We start from the raw sequence: 12,804 nt of genomic DNA, 5'->3' as shown, positions 1-12,804 counted from the left end.
ATCGGGATCAAATGATCAGTCCCGGCCCGCCGGGTCGGGGCTGAAATCGCGCCGGTCGATTTTCAGTTTCTTCATGCGCGATGTCAGGGTGGTGGGTTTGAGGCCCAGTAATTCCGCCGCCCCGTTTGCGCCAAAAACCTTGCCCTTGCTGCTGCGCAGGGCGGCGGTGATGTTTTGCCGGTCCATCTGGCGGCGGTCATCCTCGGTCAAAAGAATGTTGCGCGGGTCGTCACCCCTATGTCCGGCGGTGTCCTTGGTGTCATCGGGGTGCGGGTGCCTGTCACGGTGACTGTCGGGAAGGTCGATGTGCAATTTGCCATTCCGGGCCAGAATGGCGGCACGTTCAATGGCATTTTCCAGTTCGCGGGCATTGCCCGGCCATGGGTAATTTTGCAGGTCGCGTACTTGCCCCCTGGTCAGTTTGAGTTGTGCGATGTTCAGCCTGTGACAGATATTGCGCAGGAAATGCGCGGCAAGGGCCGGGATGTCGTCGGGGCGTTCGCGCAAGGGTCGGCATTCAATCGGAAATACATTCAGCCGGAAATACAAATCCTCGCGGAAACGTCCATTGCGGACTTCCTGTTTCAGGTCACGGTTGGTGGCGGCAATCAGGCGGACATTGACCTCGCGGGTATGTTCCTCGCCAATGCGTTCAAATTTCTGATCCTGCAAGACCCGCAACAGCTTGCCCTGCAACTCAATCGGAATTTCCCCGACTTCGTCCAGAAACAGGGTGCCGCCATCGGCCAGTTCAAACCGGCCGACCCGGTCGCGGATGGCCCCGGTAAAAGCCCCCCTGGTATGGCCGAAAAATTCGCTTTCAAATAATTCATGGGGGATGGCGGCGCAATTGACGCGCACCATCACCCGGTCCCGGCGGTGGCTGGCCTGATGGATGGCGCGCGCAATCAATTCCTTGCCGGTGCCGGATTCGCCGGTGATCAACACATTGGCATCGGTGGGCGCAACCAGATCAATCTGTTTTAACGCACTTTGAATGGCGGCGGATTGGCCGATGATTTCGTGATGATTGTTGGTGGAAAGAATTTCTTCCTGCAAATAGGCATTTTCCAGTTCCAGCCTTTCGCGCAGGCGGTCAACCTCGGCCAGGGCGGCATGCAGTTTTTCTTCGGCCATTTTGCGTTCGGTAATATCGCGAAAGACAATCACCGCGCCAACGACCAGGCCATGATCGCGGATCGGGGTGGATGTATATTCAACCCGCATCGGTTTGCCATCGCGCCGCCAGAAAACCTCGTCGTCAATGCGGCGCACCACGCCATCGCGAAAGGCATTGTAAATCGGGCAATGCTGCGCGTGATAGGGTTCCCCATCGACATGGGAATGATGGATAATGGCGTGAATTTCCCGGCCGACCAGTTGATCGGCGGTCCAGCCCAGCATGCGTTCTGCCGCCGGATTGACAAAGGTGGTTTTGCCGTCGCCATTGACACCATAAATGCCTTCGCCCGCGGCCCCCAAAATCAACTGGTTCTGTCGTTCGATTTCATGGAAAAATCGTTCCACCCGACGCCATTCGGCAATGCCACCCCGCAGATAATTGTCGGCCTCGGAATCAACTTCGCGGCGGTGGCGGGCCTCCAGATCGGCGATGGTGATGATCAGGTAATCCTCGCCCTCGTGGCGCAGGGCGGTGGCGTGATGTTCATTCAGGATTTCCACCCCGTCAGGGCGCGTTAGATTCAGGCTGCGCGTCCATGCCGTGCCGTTATAAAGGGCGGCCTGACTGAAAACCACAAGGCCGGGGACCTGTCCCTTGTGCAGAAGGCTCATCGGGGTATTGCGCAAATCGTCAATGCTGCGCCCCAAAAGATCGGCCACGGCCTGATTGGCGCTGACAATGCGATCCGTGACCGGATGGACCAGAAGCATCGGCTGACTGTTTTCGACAAAGGCCCGCTGATACAGAAAATCTGTATGTGCGGCCGCCTGATGCAGGGATGCCACATCCATACCAAGTCTTTCGGTTTCTACGATATTTCGTGAAATTTAATACGAAATATCGTGATTAACGAAATATCGTAGTGATTACCTTGCGCCGCGACCTTGCGAAAGTCCAGCCTTTCCGGCGAAAATATCGCAATGCACAAACTGGCATGCCTGTTGCTTTTACCGCTCTGAATATCTGGCGTCACAGATACCGGTGACGAACTTGAAACAGGGGGTGACCACATGTCTTTCAAAAGTCTGGGCGATCCGTTTAACGGGGATAGTGATTTGCGGCATGGCAAGTCGTGCGCGTGCACGGCATGTTCCACGGAACACGGCCATTTTGATCTGGCCACTGCGCCAGCCCATAGCGATCAAAGGGCCGGTTCTTTTGGCAATGCCATGCCACAAAGCAGTGAACAAATTCTGGAACGTGCGATTGAAAGCGCGGTGGTCCGGTCGGTGTTTGGTCACAACGATATTTCGCGGCGGTCTTTTGCCAAGATGGTTGGGGGCGGGACCATGGCGGCGGCACTGGCCTCGGTGATGCCGCTTGATAAGGTCAAGGCGGCGATCCTTGATGATCTTGGCACGCCGGAAAAATCCAGACTGAATATCGGTTTTGTGCCGATCACCTGTGCGACGCCGATCATCATGGCGCAGCCCATGGGCTTTTATGAAAAATACGGGCTGGAAGTCGATGTGATCAAGACGGCAGGCTGGGCGGTGGCCCGCGACAAGTCGTTGAACAATGAATATGACGCATCGCATATGCTGACACCGATGCCGCTGGCGATTTCGATGGGGGCCGGATCGACCGCCACACCTTTTCTGATGCCCGCCGTTGAAAACATCAATGGTCAGGCCATCGTGCTGCATAACGACCATCTTGATAAACGCGACCCCAAACAATGGAAGGGATTCAAGTTCGGGGTGCCGTTTGAATATTCGATGCACAATTTCCTGTTGCGCTATTACGTTGCCGAACATGGACTTGACCCGGACAAGGACATCCAGATTCGTGTCGTACCGCCGCCCGAAATGGTTGCCAATCTGCGGGCGGGCAATCTGGATGGCTATCTGTCGCCGGACCCGTTCAACCAGCGCGCCGTCTGGGAAAAAATCGGTTTTATCCATACCCTGACCAAGGATATCTGGGATGGTCATCCCTGTTGCGCCTTTGCCTGTTCCAAGGCGTTTGCCGATGAATTTCCCAATACCTATGGCGCATTGTTGAAATCCATTGTCGATGCGACGCAATACGCATCGAAATCCGAAAACCGCAAGGAAATCGCCGCAGCAATTGCCCCGGCCAATTATTTGAACCAGCCGGTTCCGGTGATCGAACAGGTCCTGACCGGGCGGTATGCCGATGGTCTGGGGGCGATTCAGGATGTGTCGGACCGAATCGATTTCGATCCGTTCCCATGGCATTCGATGGGGGTCTGGATTCTGACCCAGATGAAGCGCTGGGGCTATATCGATGGCGATGTCGATTACAAGAAAATCGCCGAAGAAGTCTATGTCGCGGCCGATTGTGCCAAGGTGATGAAAGACCTTGGTTATGAAGCACCGGGATCGACCTATGAAAAATATACCATCATGGGCAAGGTTTTCGATCCGGATCAGCCCGATGCCTATGTCAACAGCTTTCCGATTGGTAAAGGGACAAGCTGATGGTGACATCCCTGAATGCCAGGGCTGTTTTGTTGTCGGTGGTGATTTTGGCAGTCCTTCTGGGATTCTGGGAGGCTGCCACCCCGAAACAACAGCTTGCAGCCGAACTGACCGAATATGAATTGCTGATGGGTGGCGGCGAGGCAAAGGCTGCCGTGCCGCCACCCTCGGCGGTATTTGCCAAGGCATGGGAAGAACTGAGCGACCCGTTTTACGATGCCGGACCGAATGACAAGGGCATTGGCATTCAGATCGGCTATTCGCTGTATCGGGTTTTGACCGGTTATTTCCTTGCCGCCGCCATTGCCATTCCGGCGGGTTTTCTGATCGGAATGTCGCCGCTGATGTATCGGGCGCTGGATCCTTTCATCCAGATATTGCGGCCGATTTCGCCGCTGGCGTGGATGCCGCTGGCGCTGTTTGTGATTCAGGACAGTCAGGCTTCGGCGATTTTCGTGATTTTCATTTGTTCGATCTGGCCGATGCTGATCAACACGGCCTTTGGCGTTGCCGGGGTGCGCAAGGATTGGGTCAATGTGGCACGCACCCATGAACTGGGCAGTTTGAAAACCGCATGGATCGTCATTCTTCCGGCTGCTGCTCCGACCATTCTGACCGGGATGCGGATTTCAATCGGCATTGCGTGGCTGGTGATTGTCGCGGCCGAGATGCTCGTGGGGGGTACCGGCATTGGCTATTACGTCTGGAATGAATGGAACAATCTGGACCTGACCAGCGTGATTTTCTCGATCCTGATGATTGGTCTGGTCGGGATGCTGCTTGATACCGCTTTTGCCTATTGTGCCCGTCTTGTGCAGTATCAGGAATAAGGACCGCCATCATGCCAACCCCTTTCCTCAGCCTGCAAGGATTGTCAAAACGCTTTCCCGCCCCCAAAGGCGGCGAAGCCCTGACGGTTTTTGAAAACGTCAATCTGGGTATCGAAAAAGGTGAATTTGTTTGCATCATCGGCCATTCCGGCTGTGGCAAATCGACGATCCTCAATATTCTGGCCGGTCTTGACGAACCGACGGACGGTGCCGTGATCATGAATGGCAAGGAGGTTTCCGGCCCCAGTCTTGATCGCGGCGTGGTGTTTCAAAACTATTCGCTGTTGCCGTGGTTGTCCGCGCTTAAAAATGTCACCTTTGCCGTTCAGGCCCGCCATCGGTCATGGTCGAAAAAACAGGTATTGGAGCATTCGCAAAAATATCTTGATCTGGTGGGGCTGAATGGCGGGGCGGAATTGCGCAAACCGTCGCAATTGTCCGGCGGCATGCGACAACGGGTATCGATTGCCCGCGCCTTTGCCATCCAGCCGCAATTATTGTTGCTTGATGAACCGTTCGGGGCCCTTGACGCCCTGACAAGGGGCAGCATCCAGGATGAACTGATCCGGGTGTGGTCGGGGTCCGATCAGACGGTTTTCATGATCACCCATGATGTGGACGAAGCCATTCTGTTGGCTGACCGCATCCTTCTGATGACCAATGGCCCCTATGCCAAGGTGGCGGAATCGGTCGAAGTCGGCATCGACCGCCCGCGCGCCCGCGCCGAAATCATTCATCACCCCGATTATTACGACATCCGCAATCATCTGGTGGAATTCCTTGCCAAACGATCTCGCGAACTGGCGGGCAAGTACGGGGACGGCAGCCTGACACAGCCCAAAACAGTGCGATTTGGGGCGAACGGGGACATTGCCGCGCCCGCCAAGGATATCACAACCCCGCGCCCCCGATTGGTCAAGGGTGCGGAATAACCCTTTTAAAACAACGACCTTACGATGGAGAAATGCTGTGAAAAAAGCAGACGTCAAGGAACTGATCCTCAGCGCCAAGAAAGCCAAGGGCCTTGGCTGGGAAGAAATCGCCTCGAAAATCGGTATGTCACCGGTCTGGACAACCTCGGTTTGTCTGGGCATGAATTCCGCACCCAAGGAAAAGGCCGACATGCTGGTCGCCCTTCTGGCCCTGCCCGAAGAAGCATCGGCGGTCATTCAGGAATGCCCGAACAAAATCTGGGAACAGGCGGTGCCGACGGATCCGGCGATTTACCGGCTTTATGAAATTGTCGGCGTGTACGGCGAAACCGCCAAGGAACTGATTCACGAAAAATTTGGCGATGGCATCATGAGCGCCATCGACTTTGAAATGACCATCGAGAAAAAGGAAAACCCCAAAGGCGACCGGGTGGTCGTCACACTGGATGGCAAATTCCTGCAATATCGCGCCTGGTAGAATTTTGAACCCGGCGCAACGCCCGTTTCGGGTGGTTGCGCCGGGTTTATTTTATCAGGGTTGCGATAAAAACTTTCCAACCGGTCAGGTCGCGATTAACAAAAGGGCAGTTTGTAAATTGCCCTTTTGTCATATGAGGCCGACACCATGAACAGCCGGATCAAAAACGCAGCACTGGCCGCCCAAATCACGGATGAAACCCTTGCCTGGCGCGAAGTGATTTGCCCGGTGACCGCCCGTTTCGGGCGCGAGGTCGTCAGCCGCGATTATCGCGGCAAAACCATCGTCAGTTTCCAGCATGTTCTTGAAGACACCATCCCCACCCTGTTGCCGTTTGTCCGGGCCGGGGCGACGGTAAAGGTCGGGGCGTGCAACCCTGACAGCACCGATGATGCGGCGGCGGCCTATCTGGCGGCCAACGGGGTGGAGGTTCATGCCTTTTCCGGGATGACGCCGGACGAATATGCGCAAAGCATCGATATCCTGTCCGATGCCCCGGCCGATATCGTTGCTGATATGGGCGGCGAACTGATCGAGGCCTTTGTGAAAAAGGGCCACAAGGTCGGCGGTGCACTGGAAGCCACCACAACGGGCATTCACCGGGTCAATCGCCTGACGCTGGGTTTTCCGGTTTATAACTGGAACGATATCGCGATCAAGGATCGCCTGCATAACCGCCATCATGTGGCGCAGGAAATGTGGCCGGTTTTCTCCAATGTCACCGGTCTGGCCCTGTATGGCCGGTCGGTTCTGGTGATCGGGTTTGGTCCGGTCGGGCGCGGGGTGGCCGAACGGGCGCGCCATCTGGGCGCGGTGGTATCGGTGGCGGAACGCGACCCGGTGCGCGCATTGGAGGCGCAACATCACGGATGCCGGGTGGTGACGCTGGAACAGGGTCTTGCCGAATGTGCAATTGTCATCACCGCCACCGGCCTGTCGGGCATTGTCGGGGCCGATCAGATTGGTTTGCTGCGCGACGGGGCGATTTTGGTCAATGTCGGCCATTCCAATACTGAAATTGATGTGGCGTGGCTCGATACGCAGGACCGCACCCGGATGCGCCGCCATATCGAACGCTTTACCCTTGGCGATGGCAAACAGGTTTATCTGCTTAATCGCGGCAGTTTGTTGAATCTTGCGACCGGCATGGGCGGGTCGGGCAAGGATCTGTTTGATCCGTTTTCCGCCATTCTGATCCGCGGGATCGACTGGCTGGCATCGGGTGGGGCCGATGGACAGGAACCGGGATTTTTTGCCTATCCGGCCGATCTTGAACGCGATGTTGCGAACGCCGTTCTGCAATCGCACAGTTAGGGTGCGGCCCCTGAACACAACGACCGCATTTGGGCCCTGATACAGATTGATACAACTATGTGCTGTATCGGGCATAATTCTGAGACGCCTGTTTGATTAACTCCGGATAGAGACCGATCCTCACAAGAGGAGGGCAATCGGTCTCTATGCCGATAGGAGTTGGTCATGAGAAAAATTACGCAGTTGTTTTGGGGATTTCTTGGCGGGTTGACAATCCTGTGGTTGTTCGCGACCCCGGAAATCCTGAATATCAGTAATTTTTTTGAGTTGCGTCACGCGATGGTGCAGTATTCCGGCGTCATCGCGATTGGGTCCATGAGCCTGATCATGCTGCTATCCACCCGGCCACGGTGGATGGAAAATTTCGTTGGCGGGCTGGACAAGAGTTATCGTCTGCATAAATGGCTGGGTATTACAGCCCTGAGTGTTTCGATACTGCACTGGTTGTGGTCGAATGGCCCCAAATGGGCGACCGGTCTGGGGCTGATCCAGCTTAAAAGACCCGCCCGGCCAGCGCAGGACGAGTTCGGGGTGATCCAGTCTTTCCTTGCGTCGCAACGTGGTTTGGCCGAGGGGCTTGGTGAATGGGCCTTTTATGGTGCGACTGCACTGATGGTTCTGGCCCTCATCAAATGGTTTCCCTATCACTGGTTTGCCAAAACCCACACAATATTGGCCGGTCTCTATCTGGTGCTGGCGGCGCATGCCTTGGTGCTGTTTGATTTTGCCGACTGGCTCCAGCCGCTTGGTGTGATGATCGGCGTGATGCTTGTTATCGGAAGCCTTTCGGCCCTGATCGTTTTGTCAGGCCGTGTTGGCAAAAGCAGCCGGGCGGGGGGAATTGTTGAAAAGGTGCACTATTTCCCGGAAATAAAATCCCTTGAAATCACGATCCGGCCCGATGGCGCATGGAAGGGGCATCAGGCCGGACAGTTTGCGTTCATCTCCTTTGACAGCAAGGAGCCACCGCATCCCTTTACCCTTGCATCGGCATGGACCAGGGATGTGCCACGTTTGACTGTGATTGCCAAGGAACTGGGGGATTATACGCGCAAATTGCCAGGACTTTTGAAACAGGGACACAAGGTCATTTTGGAGGGTCCTTATGGTGCCTTTTCCTTTAACGATTCCAAACAGCGCCAGATATGGATCGCCGGAGGGATCGGCATGACACCGTTTATGGCCCGTCTTGAACAGCTTGCACAAAACCCTACGCAGCAGACGATTGATTTCTATCAGACCGGATCGTCCCATGATCCGTCAATGATCGGCAAGTTGCGTGATCTTGCGGTAAAAGCGGGCGTTAACTTGCATGTTTTGTGCGATGATACAGACGGCTTTCTGACCGGTATGCGATTACGCACAGAGAATCAGGATTGGCTGTCAGCGGGCATATGGTTCTGCGGACCAGATGGTTTTGCAAAAATGATCCGGCAAGACCTTGTGAACAAGGGTCTTTCTCCCGATGATTTTCATCAGGAGCTGTTCTCTTTCCGCTAGAAACCGGGTAATGGCACACAGACAAAGGCCCGAAAGACAGGGCCTTTGTCATGTTTTAAAGGGGTGTTCCTAGCCGCGATAGCCGACGCGCAAATTGCCCCAATGTTTGCCCTGCACCATGATCGGCACGTCGCATTCTTTCATGAACACCACCTCGGACCCCATGTCTCGGAAATAGGTTTGCAACAGCACGGGTTTGATATTGCGTGCCGCCATCAACCCGGCGCGGTCATCAAACACCCGGCGATTGCGGCAATTGCCGGTGTTCCAGGCGGTTTCGCCGGGGCGTTGCGGCTGGCTGTATTTTTTGTTGTGGGTCGGCAGGAACCCGTTGCGATCCACCCCGGCGGCAAAGACGATCTTGCTGTCTTTTTCAAGGATGGCTTCTTGCAGCGGGGTAAAATTCTGATCGGTGAAGGCCACAAACGGCGTCAGGAATTGTTGCGGGTCGGTCCCCTCGATCGGGGTATAGACCGGCCCCATCAGATCATTCATCGCCAGCGTGCCGTTGCGCACCGCCTCTTCCAGCAATTTACCCATCCGGTCGGCCAAGGGTTTGCCCAGTTCGGCGATCTTGCTGTCATGTTCGCGGGTTTTTGCCAACAGGCCCTTGATCACATTGGTGACTTCGGGGGTCAGTTCATCAAACTGGATATGCGACCCAAGGCCGGAAACCACCTTAAGCACACCATGCAGGCGCGTATTGCCATCCAGCAGGATCGAAACGGCTTTGCCGGCGTCCTTTTCGGTGGCCTTGATCCGCGCCAGAAGGCCAACCACCGACATGTCGGCGGTTACACCTTTGCGGATGTCGCCCTTGCCGAAATCCAGTTCGATATCGGCGGCAATCGGCACCCGTTCGTGGGAATCCCCGTCGCGGGAATCGGTGGTGCGCAGCACGACCCGGAACCGTTTTTCCATCTCGTCAATGTCGCGGCGGATATTGGCGGCGAATTCTTTCAGGCTTTCGGCGGTATCAAGGGCATTTTGCGATTTGACGCGGGCCGCCTGAATATCGGCGGCGATTTCCTTGGTATGTTGCGAAACTTCCTGTGCGCTGGTGCTGATTTCGGCAATCGCGGCGGTTTGCTGTTCGACCGAGGCGGAAATATCGGCTGATAGCTGGCTGACTTCTTCAATCGCGCCGCCAATGCCTTCAATCGCCTCGACCGCATTCGATGTGGCGTTTTGAATGGCAAGGATTTGCGAATTGACGTCCTGAATGGCTTTTTCGGTTTGCGATGCCAGATTTTTGACCTCGTTGGCGACCACCGAAAATCCCTTGCCCGCTTCACCGGCGCGGGCTGCTTCGATGGTGGCGTTCAGGGCCAGCAATTTGGTCTGATCGGAAATGCGTTTGACGATATCGACCACCTTGCCGATTTCCAGCGCGGTTTCCGACAGGCTGTTCATGGTTTGGGATGTTTCATGGGCGCGGGTCACGGCATTGCCGGCGATTTCGGTGGTTTTATGGACCCGCGCTGCGATTTCCCGGCTGGAGGCTTCAAGCTCTTCGGTGGCCGAGGCCACGGTGGCGACATTGCTGCTGCTGATATTGGTGGTTTCGGTGATGCGTTCGACCAGCGCGCTCAGTTCGATGGAATCGGTTTCCATGCTTTGGGAAACGTCATTCATCCGCCCGGCCTGAAACCCGACTTCTTCGATGATATTGTCGGTTTCGCGTTCGACAATTTCCGACATTGCCTGAATTTCGGCGCGTGCCCGGTTGCCACCGCCTTGCGATGAACCACCCCCGGCCAGAACCACCCCCATATCGGCGAAAATCACCGTGGCGGCGGCATCGGTCAGGGCCTGAATATCCTTGCTGTTGCGGCGGCTGTCTGCAATGGCGTGTGCCATGGATCGCATGGCTTTGGCATAGGCATCGGCAATTTTGGCGGCGGGCACGCCTGCGGCAGGTTTTACCAAAGGGCTGGCCGGTAACAGTCTGGCAAAATCATCGGATTTTTCGGCCCCCAAAAGGCTGGTCCAATGCCGGGCCTGCGCCTTTTGCAAGTTGTCGTCCTGATCACCGAAAATCTGTTTGAGGAATGTCCCTGTAATCTGATCGAGTTGCGGCACAATCAACGCAAATGCCGACTTTGCATCAGAAGACGCCGGTTTTTCCTGCGTTCCGAACCCGAAAGCCATCCGAAATTTCTCCCTGTTACAGACCCCATTTTATTCCATTTTGCTGGAATTCGGTGCTGTTTTATTGTTGCGTTAGTACAGACAGTAACACCATCCGTATAGGCGAAGCATTTCATACTTTAGATTTACATAAAAAGAAGGCCCGCCACACGGGGCAGGCCAGTTGGGCCACGAGGGCCACGGTTGGGGTGAAAATTACCGGTTGGCAGGGCCACCCGACCGGCCCAAAAGGCCGCGTGTGACCACCTGTGCCTGAATTTCGGCGGCACCTTCAAAAATATTGAGAATGCGGGCATCGCACAAAACCCGGCTGATCTGGTATTCAAGGGCATAACCATTGCCGCCATGAATTTGCAGGGCATTATCGGCATTCGACCACGCCACCCGTGCGCCCAGCAATTTCGCCATGCCCGCCTCGATGTCACAGCGAATATCCTGATCCTTTTCGAGGGCGGAAAAATAGGTCAGTTGCCGGGCAATCATGGTTTCAACCGCCATCCAGGCAATCTTGCCATAGACCCGTGGAAAGGCAAAAAGCGGCTGGCCGAATTGCACGCGGTCTTTGGCATAACGCATGCCGATTTCCAGGGCATTTTGTGCAACACCAACCGCCCGGGCGGCGGTCTGGATGCGGGCAGATTCAAAGGTCGCCATCAATTGCTTGAAACCCTGACCTTCATCGCCACCCAGAAGGTTTGCGGTTGGCACCTCGAACCCGTCAAAGCTGAGTTCATATTCCTTCATGCCGCGATAGCCCAGAACGCCGATTTCCCCCCCCGACATGCCCTTGGCCGGAAACGGATTTTCTTCGGTGCCACGCGGTTTTTCGGCCAGTACCATCGACAGGCCGCGATATCCGGCTTCGTCCGGATTGGTGCGGACCAGAAGCGTCATCAGGTCGGACCGGGCGGCATGGGTGATCCATGTTTTGTTGCCGGTGATTTTATACGTGTCGCCATCGCGCACCGCACGGGTCCGCAAATGCGCCAGATCGGACCCGTTATTGGGTTCGGTAAAAACCGCCGTCGGCAGGATTTCGCCCGATGCCAGTTTCGGCAGGTAATGTTCCTTTTGCGCCTCGGTGCCGCCAAGGCGGATCAGTTCGGCGGCAATTTCGGATCGCGTCCCCAGTGACCCCACCCCGATATAACCGCGTGACAATTCCTCGGTCACGACGCACATCGCAGTTTTGCCCATGCCAAGACCGCCGAATTCTTCGGGGATCGTCAGGCCAAAAACACCCAGTTCGGCCATTTCGGTCACGATTTCCATCGGGATCAGTTCGTCGCGTTCGTGCCAGCCATGCGCATACGGGGCGACTTTTTCGGCGACAAAGCGGCGGAACTGATCGCGCACCAGTTCCAGCGTGTCGTCTTCAAGCCCGCCTTCGCCAAACCGGCCGGTATCAAGACTGTCGGTGATGTGGCGGGCGATGGCATGGCGGGCGGCATCGCTGTTGCCGTTATCGATCAGGGTGGCAACCGCCGGATCATTGCGGAAAGCCGCACTGATTTCCGTCGGAACGCCAAGGGTTCCAAGACGGATGATTTCGCCTTGCGACATCGCAATGCCGCCGGAAATTTGCGCCAGATATTCGCCAAAGGCAACTTGCAGGATCAACTGTTCCAGCGCACCAAACCTGCCCTGATTTTCAAGGCGGATCGACCATGCCCGCATCTGTTTAAGGGCGGTGACATAGGTTGCCAGCCACGCAAGGCCGTGGGCGGAAAATTGTTGCTGGTCGAACCGACCGGCATCAATGCGACCGTCAACAGAAACGGCGTCCTGCACGGCCTGTTCGGCGGCATGATAAACCGGGTCCAGCGCCACCAGCGCCCCGTCGCAACGGGTGCCAAGATCGGTCAACAAGGCGGTTTCGGTCATTTTTACATTCCTTTGGGCATTTCAGAAAAGGCCGGTGGCCTCGACGCAGAACGGGCGGGAACGCATCAGGGCCACCGGCGGCCAGTCG

9 protein-coding genes are annotated in these 12,804 nt (G+C 56.0%); 6 read left to right on the top strand and 3 right to left on the bottom strand.

Annotated elements, in window-relative coordinates; genetic code table 11:
- Positions 1 to 15: 15 nt before the first annotated feature.
- Positions 16 to 1,974 (bottom strand): sigma 54-interacting transcriptional regulator, encoded by a 1,959-nt coding sequence (locus tag Q8O73_RS11890; protein WP_305558380.1) that lies wholly within the window; start codon positions 1,972 to 1,974, stop codon positions 16 to 18.
- A gap of 219 nt (positions 1,975 to 2,193) precedes the next feature.
- On the opposite strand from Q8O73_RS11890, the gene Q8O73_RS11885 reads away from it, so the two are divergent.
- The 6 genes from Q8O73_RS11885 (at position 2,194) to Q8O73_RS11860 (ending at position 8,681) form a co-directional block, all read left to right on the top strand.
- The gene (locus Q8O73_RS11885) at positions 2,194 to 3,627 is read left to right on the top strand and encodes a CmpA/NrtA family ABC transporter substrate-binding protein (protein WP_305558379.1); all 1,434 of its coding nucleotides are present in this window, start codon (positions 2,194 to 2,196) and stop codon (positions 3,625 to 3,627) included.
- Positions 3,627 to 4,457, top strand: a complete 831-nt coding sequence (ntrB, locus tag Q8O73_RS11880; RefSeq protein WP_305558378.1) for a nitrate ABC transporter permease — start codon at positions 3,627 to 3,629, stop codon at positions 4,455 to 4,457. Before Q8O73_RS11885 ends, ntrB begins: the two co-directional genes overlap by 1 nt.
- A gap of 11 nt (positions 4,458 to 4,468) precedes the next feature.
- Positions 4,469 to 5,389 (top strand): ABC transporter ATP-binding protein, encoded by a 921-nt coding sequence (locus tag Q8O73_RS11875; RefSeq protein ID WP_305558377.1) that lies wholly within the window; start codon positions 4,469 to 4,471, stop codon positions 5,387 to 5,389.
- A 37-nt stretch (positions 5,390 to 5,426) separates the two neighbouring features.
- Positions 5,427 to 5,867: a cyanase gene (gene cynS, locus Q8O73_RS11870; protein ID WP_305558376.1), complete on the top strand. Its 441-nt coding sequence runs from the start codon at positions 5,427 to 5,429 to the stop codon at positions 5,865 to 5,867.
- Positions 5,868 to 6,014: 147 nt separating this feature from the next.
- A complete protein-coding gene (locus Q8O73_RS11865; protein WP_305558375.1) occupies positions 6,015 to 7,181 on the top strand; it encodes an adenosylhomocysteinase in 1,167 nt (388 codons plus the stop codon).
- Between the two features lie 165 nt (positions 7,182 to 7,346).
- Positions 7,347 to 8,681, top strand: coding sequence for a ferric reductase-like transmembrane domain-containing protein (locus tag Q8O73_RS11860; protein ID WP_305558374.1), 1,335 nt, complete (start codon positions 7,347 to 7,349; stop codon positions 8,679 to 8,681).
- 69 nt (positions 8,682 to 8,750) lie between these two features.
- On the opposite strand, the gene Q8O73_RS11855 is transcribed toward Q8O73_RS11860, so the two are convergent.
- Positions 8,751 to 10,832: a methyl-accepting chemotaxis protein gene (locus Q8O73_RS11855; protein ID WP_305558373.1), complete on the bottom strand. Its 2,082-nt coding sequence runs from the start codon at positions 10,830 to 10,832 to the stop codon at positions 8,751 to 8,753.
- Positions 10,833 to 11,027: 195 nt separating this feature from the next.
- Complete coding sequence (locus Q8O73_RS11850; protein ID WP_305558372.1) at positions 11,028 to 12,716, bottom strand: acyl-CoA dehydrogenase family protein; 1,689 nt, start codon at positions 12,714 to 12,716, stop codon at positions 11,028 to 11,030.
- Positions 12,717 to 12,804 lie beyond the last annotated feature (88 nt).

Origin of the sequence: Thalassospira sp. (assembly GCF_030690045.1) — a bacterium.
Classification (GTDB): Bacteria; Pseudomonadota; Alphaproteobacteria; order Rhodospirillales; family Thalassospiraceae; genus Thalassospira.
The sequence above is the reverse complement of the archived record's forward strand: the minus strand, read 5'-3'. Positions and strand labels throughout refer to the sequence as shown.

Excerpts from the sequence above, each read along its gene's own strand:
- Q8O73_RS11890 (WP_305558380.1), bottom strand. The coding sequence starts at position 1,974 with ATGGATGTGGCATCCCTGCATCAGGCGGCCGCACATACAGATTTTCTG.
- Q8O73_RS11885 (WP_305558379.1), top strand. The coding sequence starts at position 2,194 with ATGTCTTTCAAAAGTCTGGGCGATCCGTTTAACGGGGATAGTGATTTG.
- ntrB (WP_305558378.1), top strand. The coding sequence starts at position 3,627 with ATGGTGACATCCCTGAATGCCAGGGCTGTTTTGTTGTCGGTGGTGATT.
- Q8O73_RS11875 (WP_305558377.1), top strand. The coding sequence starts at position 4,469 with ATGCCAACCCCTTTCCTCAGCCTGCAAGGATTGTCAAAACGCTTTCCC.
- Q8O73_RS11865 (WP_305558375.1), top strand. The coding sequence starts at position 6,015 with ATGAACAGCCGGATCAAAAACGCAGCACTGGCCGCCCAAATCACGGAT.
- Q8O73_RS11860 (WP_305558374.1), top strand. The coding sequence starts at position 7,347 with ATGAGAAAAATTACGCAGTTGTTTTGGGGATTTCTTGGCGGGTTGACA.
- Q8O73_RS11855 (WP_305558373.1), bottom strand. The coding sequence starts at position 10,832 with ATGGCTTTCGGGTTCGGAACGCAGGAAAAACCGGCGTCTTCTGATGCA.
- Q8O73_RS11850 (WP_305558372.1), bottom strand. The coding sequence starts at position 12,716 with ATGACCGAAACCGCCTTGTTGACCGATCTTGGCACCCGTTGCGACGGG.